The sequence below is a fragment of the Pandoraea captiosa genome (assembly GCF_902459775.1).
In the GTDB taxonomy this organism is placed as follows: domain Bacteria; phylum Pseudomonadota; class Gammaproteobacteria; order Burkholderiales; family Burkholderiaceae; genus Pandoraea; species Pandoraea captiosa.
In genome coordinates, this window is record NZ_CABPSQ010000001.1 from 710,488 (window position 1) to 727,067 (window position 16,580).

General features: G+C 63.9%; 13 protein-coding genes. 9 read left to right on the forward strand and 4 right to left on the reverse strand.

From position 1 onward, the window contains the following. Positions 1–357: 357 nt before the first annotated feature. Positions 358–2,991 carry a PepSY domain-containing protein gene (locus tag PCA31118_RS03055; protein WP_217431232.1) on the forward strand — a complete coding sequence of 878 codons (2,634 nt, stop codon included), beginning with the start codon at positions 358–360 and terminating at the stop codon, positions 2,989–2,991. A 133-nt stretch (positions 2,992–3,124) separates the two neighbouring features. After that, on the forward strand, positions 3,125–3,409 hold the full coding sequence (locus PCA31118_RS03060) for an acylphosphatase (RefSeq protein ID WP_150623687.1): 285 nt from the start codon (positions 3,125–3,127) through the stop codon (positions 3,407–3,409). A 127-nt stretch (positions 3,410–3,536) separates the two neighbouring features. Here PCA31118_RS03060 and PCA31118_RS03065 read toward each other — a convergent pair whose 3' ends face one another. Further along, on the reverse strand, positions 3,537–5,180 hold the full coding sequence (locus PCA31118_RS03065; RefSeq protein WP_150622828.1) for a methyl-accepting chemotaxis protein: 1,644 nt from the start codon (positions 5,178–5,180) through the stop codon (positions 3,537–3,539). A gap of 273 nt (positions 5,181–5,453) precedes the next feature. Between PCA31118_RS03065 and PCA31118_RS03070 the strand changes: the two genes are divergently transcribed. Then, positions 5,454–7,169 carry a sensor histidine kinase gene (locus tag PCA31118_RS03070; RefSeq protein ID WP_150622830.1) on the forward strand — a complete coding sequence of 572 codons (1,716 nt, stop codon included), beginning with the start codon at positions 5,454–5,456 and terminating at the stop codon, positions 7,167–7,169. 84 nt (positions 7,170–7,253) lie between these two features. Here PCA31118_RS03070 and trhA read toward each other — a convergent pair whose 3' ends face one another. The 3 genes from trhA to PCA31118_RS03085 form a co-directional block, all read right to left on the reverse strand. Then, positions 7,254–7,925, reverse strand: coding sequence for a PAQR family membrane homeostasis protein TrhA (gene trhA, locus PCA31118_RS03075; protein ID WP_150622832.1), 672 nt, complete (start codon positions 7,923–7,925; stop codon positions 7,254–7,256). A 136-nt stretch (positions 7,926–8,061) separates the two neighbouring features. After that, positions 8,062–8,616, reverse strand: a complete 555-nt coding sequence (locus PCA31118_RS03080) for a peroxiredoxin (protein WP_150622835.1) — start codon at positions 8,614–8,616, stop codon at positions 8,062–8,064. A 69-nt stretch (positions 8,617–8,685) separates the two neighbouring features. Next, positions 8,686–9,186, reverse strand: coding sequence for an Lrp/AsnC family transcriptional regulator (locus PCA31118_RS03085; protein WP_150622837.1), 501 nt, complete (start codon positions 9,184–9,186; stop codon positions 8,686–8,688). A 172-nt stretch (positions 9,187–9,358) separates the two neighbouring features. Here PCA31118_RS03085 and ilvB point away from each other — a divergent pair, with 172 nt between their 5' ends. The 6 genes from ilvB (at position 9,359) to astA (ending at position 16,563) form a co-directional block, all read left to right on the forward strand. Then, positions 9,359–11,179 carry a biosynthetic-type acetolactate synthase large subunit gene (gene ilvB / locus PCA31118_RS03090; protein WP_150622839.1) on the forward strand — a complete coding sequence of 607 codons (1,821 nt, stop codon included), beginning with the start codon at positions 9,359–9,361 and terminating at the stop codon, positions 11,177–11,179. Positions 11,180–11,429: 250 nt separating this feature from the next. Next, on the forward strand, positions 11,430–12,209 hold the full coding sequence (locus tag PCA31118_RS03095) for a basic amino acid ABC transporter substrate-binding protein (protein ID WP_084070636.1): 780 nt from the start codon (positions 11,430–11,432) through the stop codon (positions 12,207–12,209). A 166-nt stretch (positions 12,210–12,375) separates the two neighbouring features. After that, positions 12,376–13,128, forward strand: coding sequence for an amino acid ABC transporter permease (locus PCA31118_RS03100; RefSeq protein ID WP_044455952.1), 753 nt, complete (start codon positions 12,376–12,378; stop codon positions 13,126–13,128). Beyond that, the gene (locus tag PCA31118_RS03105; protein ID WP_150622841.1) at positions 13,112–13,834 is read left to right on the forward strand and encodes an amino acid ABC transporter ATP-binding protein; all 723 of its coding nucleotides are present in this window, start codon (positions 13,112–13,114) and stop codon (positions 13,832–13,834) included. The genes PCA31118_RS03100 and PCA31118_RS03105 overlap by 17 nt, the downstream gene beginning before the upstream one ends. Before the next feature lie 201 nt (positions 13,835–14,035). Beyond that, on the forward strand, positions 14,036–15,277 hold the full coding sequence (locus PCA31118_RS03110; RefSeq protein ID WP_150622843.1) for an aspartate aminotransferase family protein: 1,242 nt from the start codon (positions 14,036–14,038) through the stop codon (positions 15,275–15,277). Positions 15,278–15,498: 221 nt separating this feature from the next. After that, the gene (astA, locus tag PCA31118_RS03115; RefSeq protein ID WP_174990345.1) at positions 15,499–16,563 is read left to right on the forward strand and encodes an arginine N-succinyltransferase; all 1,065 of its coding nucleotides are present in this window, start codon (positions 15,499–15,501) and stop codon (positions 16,561–16,563) included. Positions 16,564–16,580: the final 17 nt, after the last annotated feature.

The following is a 16,580-nucleotide window of genomic DNA, read 5'->3' on the forward strand; positions in this document are numbered from 1 at the left end:
TCGCTGTCGTGCCGCAGATCGACAGGTCGTTCCAGGGCCAGCGATGGGCTAGGGAGTGGGCAGACGAGACGTGTCGAGCGGCAAATGGATGAGAAGGAGCGCGGACATCCGCGCGCAGTAATTCATCCTAACCGCTCAAAAACCGACAAGACGTCGTCTTATGTATGAAATTCCTGTGAGACGACACCTACAAGGCGCACAAGACAAGTGACAAGTAGGTATTGAATATGAGAATCGTTTGCAATAACATTCGCTAGTTGCCGCATAGTGCTCCGTCGGAGCATGGCGGCACGGCACACTGCATACCTGCCACGCACGCGCCATCGCCGGCGCACGGACGTGCGTCGGACGACAACAATGATGAAAAGACTGTGGTTTCAACTGCACTGGTGCTTCGGCATTACCGCCGGCCTGGTGCTGGCAGTGGTGGGCCTGACCGGCGCATTGCTCTCGTATTACGAAGAACTCACGCGCGCCTTCAGCCCGGGGGTGATGACGGTGGCTGTGCCCGAGGGGGCCTCGGCGGCGCGCCTGCCGGTTCCCGAGCTGATTGCTCGCGTGCACGAGGCCGTGCCGGATCGGCGCATTCTGCTCATGACGGTCACGCGCGCACCGGAGGACGCCGTCGGTGTGCGCCTGTCCATCGATGAGGGCACGCGCGGCGAAACCTACTTCGTCGACCCGTACACAGGGCAGATGCTGGGTCGCTCTCAGGCGGACGTCGTCTTCCGTTTCATCATGGACATTCACCGATTCCTGACGGTGGACGGCGTTGGCAAGCAGATAACCGGGGCGGCGACCTTGCTGCTGTTTCTGCTTGCGCTGAGTGGTTTGTACCTGCGCTGGCCGCGTCGCATTGGTCATTGGCGTGCCTGGTTCCACATCGATTTCAAGAAGCAGGGCCGTCCGTTCCTTTGGAACCTGCACGCCGTGATCGGCACGATCGTGCTCGTGCCGTACCTGCTGTCGGCCACCACCGGGCTTTACTGGTCGTACGACTGGTGGCGCGGCATGCTGTTTTCGGTGGCCGGGGTGCCGCAGCCAGTGCGCAACAAAGCGCCCGAGACGCCGAAGATGTCGAAGATGGCGAAGCAGGGCAATGCAGGCAACCCACCCGCCGCGAAGGCCGCGGGCAGGAAGGTATTGCCCGACCTCGCCTCGATGCCACCTGACGAGATAAGTACGGTCTGGAACCGCTTCACGGCAAGCGTGCCCGATTACACCAAGGCGTACGTGCGCCCGTCGCAAAAGCCGGGCGGTCCGTTGCAAATGACCTGGCTCGACCCGACCGTGCCTCATGAGCGCGCCTTCAGCCGTATGGACATCGACCCGGCATCGGGCGCGATCCGCAGTGAAGAGCGTTACCTGGAGAAGACGACCGGCGGCCAGTTGATCACGAGCATCTACGCGCTGCATCGCGGCAGTTTCTTCGGCACGCCGGGCATCGTCGTCATGATGCTCTCGAGCCTGATGATGCCGGTGTTCTTCGTCACCGGCTGGATGCTGTATCTCGATCGCCGCAGGAAAAAGCGTGCGCTGGCCGCGTCGCGTCCGGCGCAGGTGGCGACCGGCACGATGTCCCGGCCGGACGGTTCGCTTGCCGACGATGGCGTGTTGATCGGCTACGCCAGCCAAAGCGGTGTTGCCGAGGGGCTGGCGTGGCAGACCGCCGGCATGCTCCAGGGCGCGGGCGTACCCGCGCAAATCCATCCCCTCGCACGCATCGGCGAGGCGCAGCTCGGCGCGGCAAAGCGGGCGTTGTTCATCGTCAGCACCTTCGGCGATGGCGAGCCGCCGGACAGCGCACGCCGTTTCTCTCAGCAGTTGATGAACCAGGCGATGGCGTTGCCCGGGTTGCGCTTCGCCATGCTGTCGTTGGGCGACAGTCATTACGACACGTTCTGCGGTTTCGGCCGAAAACTCGACGGTTGGCTGCGCGCGCAGGGTGGCGTGGCGGCTTTCGAACCGATCGAGGTCGACCGGGGCGACCCGGGGGCCTGGGCGAACTGGCAGGCGCGTCTGGGAGAGTGGCTGGGGCGTCCGCTCGTGGCAACGACGAGTCACGAGAGTCCGTGTTTCGCGTCGTGGACGCTGGCCGAGCGCGCCGTGCTCAATCCCGGCAGCGCGGGCCTGCCTGCCTACCATCTCGCCTTCACGCCGCCTGCGGGGGCAACGTGGGTGGCGGGCGATCTGGTCGAGGTGCTGCCGCGTCATACGGCGGCCCATGTCGAGGCCTTCCTGGCCGCAAGCGTGTGGACGCCTGACGTGCGCGTGAATGTCGCGGGACGCCCGACGACGCTGGGCGATGCACTGCGTGAGCGCATGCTGCCCGAGGCCGCGCCACCGGCCGGCATCGATTTGCAGGACTGGCTCGATCGTCTGGCCCCGCTGCCCGCACGGGAATATTCCATTGCGTCGACGCCGGAGGAAGGAAAGCTGATGCTCCTCGTGCGACAGACACGTCACCCGGATGGCACGCTCGGCCTCGGTTCCGGCTGGCTCACGCACGGGGTGGCGTCCGGCGACAGTGTGACCATGCGCGTGCGCCCGAATCCCGGGTTCCACGGCCCCGCCGACGCGAGCGGCATGATTCTGATCGGCAACGGCACCGGACTGGCAGGCCTGCGCGCCCATCTTTCGGCCCGTATTGCACGCGGACATGTGCGCAACTGGTTGATCTTCGGTGAGCGTCAGGCGCGCCACGACGCGTTTCACGACGTCACCTTGCGCGATTGGCAGGCGCAGGGCGGTATTGCGCGATTGGATCGCGTCTATTCACGCGATCAGCCCGAACGGATTTACGTTCAGGACCGGATTCGCGAGTCGGCGCAGGAAATCGCGCAATGGGTTGCCGACGGTGCCTCGATCTATGTGTGCGGCAGTCTGGCGGGCATGGCGCCTGCGGTGGATGCAGCCCTGGCCGACGCGGTGGGAGCGCAGACCTTGCTCGATCTTTCCGCGCAGGGGCGCTATCGGCGAGACATCTATTAGACGTCGACCGATGGTGTGCTAACGTAATGAAGGGGCTCGATATTCATCGAGCCCTTTTTCCATGAGTGCATCGATTCGTGCCGACATGCACCGGCGCGCATTGGTGTTTCCATCTGTCGAAACAGGAGCGGCAATGACGGCAACGTGGCAAATCGTGGTGCACGGAAGGGTGCAGGGCGTGGGCTACCGTGCGGCGTGTGTGGTCGAGGCGCGTAGGCTCGGGCTGGCGGGATGGGTGCGCAATCGCCGCGACGGCACGGTGGAGGCCGTCGCTCAGGGTGAGGTTGCGCAGTTGTTGGCGTTGTGCGAATGGATGCGGCAGGGGCCGCGAGGCGCGCAAGTGTCGTCTTGCGACGTGGACAAGGCGTGGGAGGCAGACGCGCCGCTCAACGGATTCGAGCAGCGCGCCAGCGTTTGAGATCGCTTCCCGGCATGCTCGCCGACGCCCGGTCAGCCATGTGGGTGATGGGCGACGAGCTACGGGGGACAGGCGAGCGTCGGCCAGAGTGCTGGGCGCTGACTTCGGTGCCGAACCGTCGGGCGCGTCAGGCGGCCAGTGCCAGCGCGCCGGGGGCAGCGGCGGCCGGGGTGTCGCCCGCGCCGATCGCCGATGCATGGGCCGCTTCGTGTGCCGAGAGCCGGAACAGCGCCACCGACTCGCGCAGACGCGCTGCCTGTGTTTCGAGCGCGGCAGCGGCGGCCGAGGCTTCTTCGACGAGCGCGGCGTTCTGCTGCGTCATCTCATCCATCTGCGTGACGGCCATATTGACCTGCTCGATGCCGCTGGACTGTTCGACGCTCGCAGCCGAGATCTCACCCATGATGTCGGTCACGCGTTTGACGGACTGCACCACTTCCGACATCGTCGCGCCCGCGCGCTCGACCAGACGGGTACCGGCTTCGACCCGGGTGCCCGACGCTTCGATCAATCCCTTGATTTCCTTGGCGGCCGACGCGCTGCGCTGCGCCAGCGTGCGGACTTCACCCGCCACCACGGCGAAGCCGCGACCCTGTTCACCGGCGCGCGCCGCTTCCACCGCGGCATTCAAAGCCAGGATGTTCGTCTGAAAGGCGATGCCGTCGATGACCGTCAGGATGTCGCTGACCTTTTGTGAGGCTTCGGCGATATCGCGCATCGTCGTCACGACCTCCTGCACGACGTCGCCGCCGCGCGCGGCGGTTTCCGAGGCGGTGACGGCGAGCTGACTCGCGGCGCGGGCGTTCTCGGCGTTCTGTTTGACGACGGCCGTCAGTTCCTCCATGCTCGCGGCCGTTTCCTCCAGGGACGATGCCTGCGATTCGGTGCGGCGCGACAGGTCGGCGTTGCCGTCCGCAATCTCGCGGGCGCTGCCGTGAATCGCTTCGGTGCTCTCGCGCACGGTGCCGACCGTGCTCGCCAGACCGTCACGCATACGGCCGAGCGCTCCGAAAAGCTGACCCATTTCATTGCGCGTGCGCTGTTCGATGCGCTGGCTCAGATCGCCTGCGGCCATCCGCTCGAAATAGGCAATGACTTCCCGGATCGGCCGCAGCACGGCGCGCGCGAGCATGGCGCGGCCCCAGAGGGCGAGCAGCAACGCGATCACGAGCGTGGCGCCCATCGCGATGCGCATGAACGTATAGCGCTCCTGCGCGGCTTCGTAACGCGCCTTTTGGCGCGCGACCTGAAGATCCTGCAGCTCGCGCATGAGTGTATCCACGCTGTTGTAGGCGGCCGGCGCAATGCGCGCCTGGATCTGATGGAAACCGGCGACGTCGCCTTGCTTGAGCGCGTTGAGCGCGGGCGTGATCACCTTGTCGAAAAAGGCGCGGCGCTTTTCGTCGGCGGCTTTGGCCACCTCCGCTTCGTGCGCATCTTCTTTGGGACGTTTCAGATAATCGTTCCAGAGCGCGTCTGACGCCGCGATGTATTGCGTGCCTCGTTTCAGGACTTTTTCGGATTCCTCGGGGTCGGCACCGAGGCTCACGTACGACGCATACGTCGCCATGGACAGGCGCGTACGAAGAATTTGCTCGCCGGTTCCCTTCAGTTCGGCCAGGGCGGGTGTGTCTTCCGTGGCCATCTTGCTCAGCGATTCATTGCTGGAGCTAAGCGCCTGGAGACCCAGCACGCTGACGAGGACCAGTAGTGCACCAAGCAAACCTAAGACCAGCGTCAGGCTGGCCCGAATCGTAATGTTCTTATACATATTGATCGATGGAATGAATGCCCAGGCCGTGCCAGGAGGGTGCGCGACCTCCCCGTCCATCGGTGAGTGCAAGACGGGGCATAGGGATTATCGGCATATGAGAAGCAGAACTTGAGCCATTCGGGCTCGGTGGAATCCGAAAGGGCGGCCTGCGCGAGAAAAGTTCGGAATTTGCGCAGTCGCAAGCGTCGTGCAACAGGCCAGACTTGACGGCTCTTCCACTTTCTTCAGTACGCCGAAACGCGTAAATCGTGATGCGGCGTCAATGGCGCGATGAATCTCGATAAATTCAAGTTCCAATCCGCAAACCCGGATGCGGGACGGTATGGAACGGATCAGGACAGCTCGGCGGAAGGTTGTGTAAGGAATGACGCCGACGATGTCGCGACGTTTCGGCTGGCGCTGGTGCATGAGTTGCGTGCGCCGTTGCAGGTATTGCAGGGGCATCTCGACGCCATGATCGCAGGCGGTGGACACACCGCGGCTTTCGATGACCGAACCGCCGGGCACGCCGACGCTGCCGACGCATTCGCCCCGCGCGGGCGCCTCGGCAACATGCGGAACATGCTCGACGTGCTGGCCGGGGCCGTCGATGACGTCTTGCAACTCGGCCACGGCGAGATTGCGCAACTGCCGCTGCGAGAAGCGGTATTCGAGGTGCGGGCGTGTCTCGATACCGAGGTGGATGCTTTTCGCGACGCGGCCAGGGCCAAAGCGCTGGACCTGACTTGCGACATTGCGAACGACGTACCGGTGTTTTTGTGGGGCGATGCCGGTCGGCTCCGGCAGATCGTGCGCACGCTAGTGGATAACGCCCTCAAATACACGATGTGCGGTGGCGTGGCAGTTCGCGTTTCGTGGGGGCAGGCTATGGAGCGCGAGGCCGAGTCGCAATTGACAATTCACGTGACCGACACGGGGCCTGGCATTCCGGCAGGGATGGAAAACGCCGTGTTTGCAGCGTTTGCGCGAGCCGATGCGGCCACGAAGGGCTCCGGGCTGGGACTGTGGATCGCCCGTCAATGGGCGCGGCGTCTCGGGGGCGTGCTGTGCGCCGAGCCGTCGTCGACCGGAGCGCGGCTCCGCCTTTCGGTGCCTTTTGCACCCTTCTCACCGTTCACGCCCTATGCGCCGTCCGAACGCTCAACCGGCATCGGCGGGAACGCGGACTGGAAACAGTCATCGGAAGACGCGGGCGCGGGCGTGCGCCTGTCGTCATGTGTGCGCCGAGACGTACCGGTGAGAGTGCCCGTAGCGCCGATTGCCGTACGCGCGGGCTTGCAGGCGCTGGTCGTCGATGACCACGCCATGAATCGGAAGATTCTCGGCGAACAGTTGACGGCGCTGGGCTGCCATGTCGCGACCGCGCAGGATCTCTCGGATGCGCTGGTGCAATGGGTTGCACTGGACGTCGACGTCGTTCTCACGGATGTCCATCTCGATGGCGTGAGCGGTCTCGCGCTCGCGAAGACGTTGCATGCGCTGGCGCCCATGCTCGGTCGACGTGAACCGGCGGTTTTCGCCGTGACCGGTTCGGTTGTCGAGGCACGTGCGGCGCGCGACGCCGGTATCGACGACGTTCTGACGAAGCCGGTGTCTCGGCATCGCCTCGCGCAGACGCTGTCCGTGCGATGGCCAGCATTGGACGAGGCGCAGGCCGGGCTCACGAGCGAAGCGGGCGCGCAAGGGGCAGCGGGAACAGCGGGCGCGCCTGCACGACGTCAGCAGCCGCGTACGCCGCTGCGGGACGATCCTCATGCGCGGCGCATGATGCGCGACGAAATGGCAAAGGATCTGGCGCGCTTTCGTCGTCTGATCGCAAGGCGTCGCGAGGAGGACATCGATGCGGCGCAGGCGCTGCTTCACCGCATGCGCGGCGCTTGCCGGATGTTTGGCGATCCGGTACTTACCGCACGGTGCGAACAACTGGCGCAAAAGCTCGAATGCTGCCGGGCGGCGGTGGCCGGCGAGCGGCGGGGGACGATATGACAGGTGGGGACCGCGCCGCCGCACGAGCCGTTGTTCGGGCGGGTCTGAAGAGCGCGGCGATCGTGGCGAGCGCGGTGACTCGGGTCAGACGTAGCGCCACACGGCAAGGTAGTGGCAAACGGTGCCGCCGATGGCGAACAGATGCCAGACCAGATGCCCGAACTTGATGTGGCCGTCGAGGGAATAAAAGATCGCCCCGACGGTATAAGCCACGCCCCCGGCGTACAGCCATCCGGCACCTGGGCCAGGAATGGCCGCGAGCACCGGTCCGGCGACCAGCACGGCCACCCAGCCAAGCGCGATGTAGAGCAGTGTGGAGACGAGCGGGCGGTCGAGCAGGCCGAGCGATTTGGCAATCAGACCGGCGATGGCCATCGTCCATACGCCGGTGAGCAGCGGCCAGCCCCACGGGTCGTTGAGAATCTTGACGGTGAAGGGCGTGTAAGTGCCGGCGATGAAGAGGAAGATCGCGCAGTGGTCGACCCGCATGAACAGGCGTTTTGCGCGTCCGTCGGGCAACCCGTGATAGAGGGCGGACGCCAGATAGACCACCACCATCGTGACGGCGAACACCCCGATGCCGATCTGTTGCACCGTGCTCGGGCTGGGCAACGCGGGGCGTACGGCCGTGAAGAGAAACGGAATCGCCGCGAGAGCCGCCAGACAGGCGAGACCGTGACTGAGGCTGTTGGCGAGTTCCTCGCTGCGGGTCTGTGCGCGGGCGATCGCCCTCGCGGTAGGTGGTGCCGTGCTCATGCCGTCCTCATCGGTAAAGCGCTGAAAAGCGGGGTGAAGCCGTGACGCAGGTAAAGCGGGCAGACAAACAATGCGAGTGAAACCGGTCATGCAGACAACGCGCGAATCACACGACGAAATCACACGACGTGCGGCATCAGCGATGCGTCTCGTGCCACTTTCGAACCGCCGCCATCGTATTCTGCACGTGCTTGTCCGGATCCATGCTGACGTAGCTGTAGATCACCTTGCCGTCGGGGGCGATCACGTACGAAATGCGATTGGCGATATCCGGCTTGAGCGCGAGCACCGCGTCGTACGACTTCATGATCTTCTGGTCGGTGTCGGCAGCGACGGCAAATTTGCTGCGGCACTCGGACACGGAGAATTTGTTGAGTGTGTCGATGTTGTCGTGTGAAACGCCGATGACGGTGGCGCCCATAGCCTTGAATGCGTCGGTTGCCTCGGCGAAATCGTGCGCTTCGATCGTGCAGCCCGCCGTGAATGCGGCCGGATAGAAGTACAGGACGACGGGGCCTTGCTTGAGCGCGTCGGCAAGCGAAAAGGTGAAGACTTTGCCGCCGAGCGACGCCTGGGCCTTGAAGTCGGGCGCCGATGCGCCGTTTTGCAACGCCGCGTGGGCGGGGATCATGCACCAGGCCGTTACGCCGACGATGGCGGCAGCGGCAGTCATTCCGAACCAACGTTTCATGCGAGGCTCCCGTAGTGGATGCTTAAGGATAGAGACTTGCGTGGGTGCTGTCCAACGTAGCGCGGCGCCTCAAACGCCACCTTTGCCGCCCGGTGCACTGTCCCTTGCGTTGCCGATCGGCAGAACCGTTGTCGACTTGATTTGGGAAAGCGCAATCATGGAGTTGACTTCCTGCACCATCGGCAATTGGGAGAGGCGCTCGAAGAAGAAGCGCTCATAGGCCTCGACGTCGCGTGTCACGATGCGAAGCAGGAAGTCGACGTTGCCCATGAGCACGTGACATTCGAGCACTTCGGGGAATTCCTGTATCGCCTTCGAGAATTCGGGTAGCGCGCTGCGATTATGGCCCGCCAGTTTTACGTGAGCGAATAGCATCACGTTCAACCCGACCTTCTTCCGATCGACGAGTGCGACGCGTCGCTCGATCACGCCTTCGGCATCCAGCCTGTCGATCCGGCGCCAGCACTGCGATTGCGACAATCCGATCCGGTCGCCGATCTGTGCCGCCGAGAGCGACGCGTCTTCCTGCAGGAGCGCGAGAATTTTCTCGTCAAATTCATCGAGTTGCATGATTTATTCCCATGTCGGGTAAAAATTGAATGAATCATGTGAAATCGACGTGCTTTTGTCAACGATACGCGAAGCATTTACCGAGCGATCCCCGTAAACTTTCATCCTATGTGCGCTATTTGCCGCAAGCCTTCCCTCAAGCTCGTTTGAACCCGCAGGAAACCCCATACCCATGAAACTCGATTTGACTTTGCCCGCTGCCGAAGCCGCGACCGGTGCCGTCGCCCAGCCCGTTGCTCCGTTGTCTGCCAAAGGCGCAGATCTCATTGCACGTACGCTGGTCGATATTGGCATCGATACGGTGTTCTGCTATCCGGGCGGGGCCAATCTCGAAATGCTCGACGCCCTCTCGCGCGTGTCCATCACGCTGGTGCGGACCGAGCACGAGCAGGGGTCTGTCTTCGGCGCGCAGGGCTACGCCCGTGCGACCGGCAAGCTGGGCGTATGTCTCGCCACGTCGGGGCCGGGCGCCACCAATCTCGTCACGGGGATTGCCGACGCGGCCAGCGATTCCGTGCCGATCCTTGCCATAACCGGGAACGTGGCGACCCACTGGCTGGGCAAGAATGCATTCCAGGAAGTGGACATCGTCGCCATTACCAAGCCGGTCACGAAGCTGGCCCGTCAGGTGCGCGAAGCGCGCGACATCCCGGCGGCGCTGCGCGAAGCGGCGGCCTGCGCGCTGGCGGGACGCCCCGGCCCGGTGTTGCTCGACTTCCCGAAGGACATCCAGCAGGCGCGTCCCGACCAGCCCACGGACAAGCGCTTCACCTCCGCCGTGCCTGCGGGGATGAGCGACGAAACGGCGCAACGCATTGCCGCATTGCTTGCGCAAAGCGAACGGCCGGTGATTTATGCCGGGGGCGGGGTGATCGCCTCGGGCACCGGGGCGCAACTCGTGGCGTTGGCCGAGGCGCTCGATTGTCCGGTCGCGCTCACCATGATGGGGCTGGGGGCGGTGCCGGACACCCATCCGCTCCTGCTCGGCCCGCTCGGCATGCATGGGGCGTATGTCGCCAATGTCGCCGTCAACGAGGCAGATCTCGTGCTGGCACTCGGGGTGCGGTTCGACGATCGGGTGATCGGCGATCCGGCGTCCTTTGCCCGTCACGCCAAAATCGTCCACATCGACGTGGACGCCGCAGAAATCGGCAAGAACAAACCGGTCACGCTTGGAGTGCACGCCGACCTGCGCGATGCATTCACGGGTCTGCTGGCGCATGCGAAGCGCCGCGACGTGCCGGCATGGCATGCCTATTTGCGCGAGCGCCGCGAAGCGCACCCGCTGCGCGCGCCGCAAGCCGCCAGCCCTGACGATGCGGGTGTGCTGACCGGGGTGGACGTCATTGCCGCGCTCGCCGCGTTGCTGCCGCCGGAAGCGGTCGTCACGACGGGCGTGGGGCAGCACCAGATGTGGGCCATGCAGCATTTGCGTCTTCGCGAGCCGCGCACGTTTCTCTCCAGTGCCGGGTTTGGAACGATGGGATTCGGCCTGCCGGCCGCGATCGGCGCGAAAGTGGCGCTTCCCGACGTGCCGGTCATCGATATCGACGGAGACGGCAGCCTGAACATGTCCGTCAACGAACTGTCGACGTGCCGCCGCTACGGCCTGGGTGTGAAGGTGCTGGTCATCAACAACCAGTGGCTGGGCATGGTGCGGCAGTGGCAGGACATGATCTATGCGCGTAACCGTGTGGCGTCGTCGCTGGTCGATCCCAACGCGGCGCTGGGGGCCGACGAGGGCCATCCTTACCCGGACTTCGTGACGATCGCGGCAGGATACGGTGTGGCGGGCGCGCGCGTGACCCGTGCAGAACAACTGCCCGCCGCGCTGGCTCGCATGCTGGCGGACCCGAGCGAGCCGTATTTGCTCGATGTGCTCGTCGCGCGCGAAGACGATGTCTATCCGATGATTCCCGCGGGCAAGACGTATCGCGACGTGGTTTTCGGTCCCGGCGAGGCCGCCGGACCGATTGCGGCGGGCGCATTCTGAATCTGATGCGCTCGGCAGGGGACGGCAGGAGACGGCAGCAGACGGCAGCAGACGGCATGGGGTGGCACGACGCTGCAAGCGAGGTGTTGCGCATCCCCGGCCCGCTTTGTCGGCATTATCGTCTGGTGAGAATTTCGCTTCGCGTCGCGAGAGCGCAACGTGAAAACCCGCTTCGGCGGGTTTTTTACGTTTCGGGGGCAGCGAGGAGTATCATTGCGCTCTTTCAAGAATTCTCGCCAAGGAAATCAATATGTTGACGAAGCGCCTGGTGCTGGCCGCCGCTTGTATTCTGACGACCTTCGCCGCGCTGCCGGCCGCGCAGGCAGCCGATCCCACCTACACCGTGGGCGCCGGCGGCACGTACCGTCCGTTCGAATTCGAAACGCCGCAAAAGGAACTGGTCGGCTTCGATATCGACATCATCAAGGCGGTCGGCAAGGCCGGCGGCTTCAACGTCAAGCTGGTCAGCACCCCGTGGGAAGGCATCTTCGCCACGCTCGATCAGGGCGATCGCGACATCATCATTTCCGGCATCACGATTACCGACAAGCGCCGCGAAATGGTCGACTTCTCGGCACCGTACTTCCCGGCCGATCAGGTCATCATCACCGCCCCGGGCGCCAAGGTCGCAGGGCTGGCCGATCTCAAGAAGCTCCAGGTCGGTGTGGTGAATTCGAGCACGGGCGATATCGCCGTGTCGGAAGAGCTGGGCCGTGCCAGCACGGCCATCCGTCGCTTCGACAACACGCCGCTGATGCTCGAAGAACTGTATCGCGGTGGTGTGGACGCTGCCGTGGGCGATGTCGGCGTGATCAAGTTCTACATCAAGAGCCATCCGGAAAAGCCGTTCAAGCTGGTCTATGACAACAAGTTCAAGCGTCAGTACTTCGGTATTGCCGTGAAGAAGGGCAACAAGGTCGCCCTGGACAAGATCAACACCGGCCTGAAGAAGATCGTGGCCGACGGTACGTACGCCAAGATCTACAAGCAGTGGTTCGATGCCGACGTGCCGACCCTGCCGCAGCAGTAAACAGGCGAGCACCATTCAACGCGTGTAAGATTCGCGCCACGCGCGCCAGAGACTCTGGCCACTCGCGGCCCGTGAGCTGATCGTCGACTGCCGACATCAACCCCCGGGCCGCGAGCGTTTTTCTGCCGGGCAGCCGGTTCGTTTCATTTTGTGAGAAAGGTGCTTCATGGGTGGGTTCCAGTGGAACATCATCAGCGAATACATGCCCCTGTTCGTCGAGGGCACGCTGATGACGCTCAAGTGCACGGTGATCTGTGTGATCGCCGGCACGTTGCTTGGGCTTGTGCTGGGCGTCGGCCGACTGGCCGAGGCGCGTCATGGCTTCTACAAGTATTTCCTGCGCTATGCGGTGCAATATCCGGTGCGCTTCTACGTCAGCTTTTTCCGTGGCACGCCGCTGTTCGTGCAGATCCTGCTGATCCACTTCGCGCTGATGCCGGTGCTGATCAACCCGTCGGGTGGTCTGATCGTCAGTGGCGACTTTGCCCGTGAAATCCGCTCGCAGTACGGCGCGTTCATGTCGGCCGTGCTGGCCATCTCGCTGAACGCGGGCGCGTACGTGTCGGAAATCTTCCGCGCGGGTATCCAGTCGATCGATCGTGGGCAGGCGGAAGCCGCGCGCTCGCTCGGCATGACCTACATGCAGACGCTGCGCAAAGTGGTGCTGCCGCAGGCGTTTCGTCGCATGCTGCCGCCGCTGGGCAACAACGCCATCGCCATCGTGAAGGACTCGTCGCTTGCGTCGGCCATCGGTCTGGCGGAACTCGCTTACGCCGCGCGCACCGTATCGGGCGCCTATGCGCGTTACTGGGAGCCGTATCTGACGATTTCGCTCATCTACTGGGTGATCACGCTGGTGCTGTCGGCATTTGTTCAACATCTGGAAACGAGGTACGGCAAAGGTGATCGTCGTCAATAACCTGCAAAAGCAGTACGGCGAGTCGCACGTGCTGCGCGGCATTTCGTGCCGCATCGAAGAGAAGGAAGTGGTCTGCGTGATCGGGCCTTCGGGCTCGGGCAAGAGCACCTTCCTGCGTTGCCTGAACGGTCTGGAAGACGTGAGCGGCGGTGAAGTGCTCGTCAACGGTTTTCACGTGGAAGACCCGAAGACCGACATGAACGCCATGCGCGCGAGCGTGGGCATGGTGTTCCAGCGCTTCAACCTGTTCCCGCACATGTCGGTGCTCGAGAACCTGATTCTCGCGCCGATGCAGGTCAACGGTATCAAGCGTCAGGAGGCGGTGACGATTGCCGAGCAACTGCTGCGCAAGGTGGGCCTGATCGACAAGATCGATGCGTTCCCCAACCAGCTCTCCGGCGGTCAGCAGCAGCGCGTGGCCATCGCTCGTGCGCTGGCCATGCACCCCACGGTCATGCTGTTCGACGAGCCGACGTCGGCGCTCGATCCGGAGCTCGTCGGTGAAGTGCTGGAAGTCATGAAGTCGCTCGCGGAAGAGGGCATGACCATGGTCGTGGTGACCCACGAAATGGGGTTTGCCCGCGAAGTCGCCGATCGTGTCTTCTTTATCGATCAGGGCGTGATCATGGAAGAAGGCAAGCCCGAGCAGATCTTCACGGCGCCCAAGCACGAGCGCACGCGCGAATTCTTGCGCAAAGTCCTGTAATTCTCACGATGTCGGCGCGCGATGGAGGTACATCGGCGCGCCGCATCTGATTACAATGCGAGGGTACGCGCGCCAAGTGACTTCATGTGCCGGCGCGTCGCAGGCACCCTGAGCCACCGCCAGGTTTTTTTCACAGGGCAGCGACCATTTTCCGGGCCTGCCCCGCAATCGCAGATTGCACTCCGATTTCACGAGGTAGTCATGAGCCAGCAAATCGCTGTGACCCGCCAGACGTTCGACGACGTGATGGTGCCCAATTACGCTCCTGCCCAGATGGTGCCCGTGCGCGGCGAAGGCTCGCGCATGTGGGATCAGGAAGGTCGCGAGTATGTCGACTTCACCGGCGGCATCGCGGTCAACGCGCTCGGCCATGCCAATCCGGAACTGGTGAAGGTCATCGAGGAGCAGGCCCGCAAGGTCTGGCACATCGGTAACGGTTACACCAACGAGCCGGTGCTGCGTCTGGCCAAGGCCCTGACCGAAGCGACGTTCGCCGACAAGGCGTTCTTCTGCAATTCGGGTCTCGAAGCCAACGAAGCCGCGCTCAAACTCGCGCGTCGTTACGCCTACGACCATGCCGCCGAGCGCGGTGGCAAGGAAAAGAGCGAGATCATTTCGTTCTACAACTCGTTCCACGGGCGCTCGCTGTTCACGGTGAGCGTGGGCGGTCAGGCGAAGTACACCGAAGGCTTCGGTCCGATTCCGGCCGGCATCATGCATCTGCCGTACAACGATCTCGAGACCGTCAAGGCGACGATTTCGGACGCGACCGCGGCGGTCATCGTCGAACCGGTTCAGGGCGAGGGCGGCGTGCTGCCCGCCGATCCCGAATTCCTGAAGGGGCTGCGCGAGCTGTGCAATCAACACGGTGCGTTGCTGATTTTCGACGAAGTGCAGACGGGCGTCGGTCGTACCGGCACGCTCTACGCGTACGAGCAATATGGCGTAACGCCGGACATCCTGACCACGGCCAAGGCGCTGGGCAACGGCTATCCGATCGGCGGCATTCTGACCACGAGCAAGATCGCGGCGAGCTTCTCGCCGGGCACGCACGGTTGCACGTATGGCGGCAATCCGCTCGCCACGGCCATTGCCGGTCGCGTGCTGGAGCTGATCAATACGCCTGAAACGCTCAAGGGCGTGCAGGCGCGTCACGATCACTTCATCAAGGGCATCGAAGCGATCAATGCGCGTCACGGCGTGTTCGAGCAGGTGCGTGGCATGGGCCTGCTCATCGGCGCGGTGCTCAAGCCCGCATTCGCCGGACGCGCGAAGGACATCGTGGTCGAGGCGGAAAAGCACGGTCTGATGCTGCTGGTGGCGGGCGGCGATGTGGTGCGTTTCGCGCCGTCGCTGAACATTCCGTTCGCCGACATCGACGCGGGTCTCGCATCGCTGGACAAGGCGGTCGCTACGGTGGCTGCAACGGCAAAGGCCGCCTGATCGCGTTGTTGAGCGTCAGGACCTGAGCCCATGCCCACGACGACGGGCCGGACCGACGGGAGACGTCGCTCCGGCCCGTGTTTCATCCATTTGACGGGATGCTGCACATGACGCACGCCACGCACACCACGCACCCTGTGAAAGCGACAGGCCACACACAGGCCCCCGTGGCCGATGCCGGCACGGACGCGAGCCTCACGGGTGAGGGCGCGGCGAATTCATTGCGTGTGGTGCGGCTCGCGCATCCCGCCGATTTGCCCGCGCTGCTGGAACTGGCGACGCTGGCTGGCCCCGGCATGACATCGTTCAAGCCGGACCGGGCCGCGCTCGAAGCGCGTCTGGCGCGAGTGGCGGCGACGCTCGGCGGCACGGCGCCCACAGCCGAGCAGGGCTATCTGTTCGTGATGGAAGACGTGGACACCGGCGAAATTGCCGGCGTGTGCGGGCTGGAGGCTGCCGTCGGGCTCGACCAGCCGTTCTACACGTACCGCAAAGACACCATCGTGCATGCGAGCCGCGAGCTCAATGTCTGGTCGCGCATGCTGACGCTCTCGCTTTCCAACGATCTAACCGGCTACAGCGAACTGTGTTCCTTGCTGCTCAATCCGAAGTGGCGGGGCCATGGAAACGGGGCGTTGTTATCCAAAGCGCGCTTTCTGTTCATGGCGCAGTTTCCGGAACGCTTCGGCCCGCAGGTATGCGCCGAATTGCGTGGATTCTTCGACGACGAAGGGCAAAGCCCGTTCTGGCAGTCGCTCGGCCAGCACTTCTTCAAGATCGACTTCGATCAGGCCGACTACCTGACCTCCATCGGCAAGAAATCGTTCGTTGCCGAACTGATGCCGAAGTACCCGATCTACGTCGATTTCCTGTCGCCGCAGGCGCAGGCGGCCATCGGCGTCACACATCGGGACACGCTCCCGGCGCGTCGTTTGCTGGAACAGGAGGGAATGCGCTCCGGTGCGCATGTCGACATTTTCGACAGCGGGCCGGTGCTCGAAGCCCGGGTGGCCGATTTGCGCGCGGCGCGCGACAGTCGATATCTGTCGGTCAATATCGTGACATCCGAGAGCGGCAATACGGCCCCGGCCCCGGCCGTGGCCCATGCCGAACCGTATCTCGTTGCCTGTCTGAGTCTCGAAGGCTTCCGTGCCACGCTCCTGACAGGCCGCCCCGAGCGCCGCGCGTTTTCGATGACGGCGCACGCCGCCCAGGCGTTGGGGGTCAAACACGGCGATCGCATACAAGTGCTGCCGCTCAAGCCGCCGCGTGCCGAGGCCGTCTAGGCTGTGCAGGTCGCTTT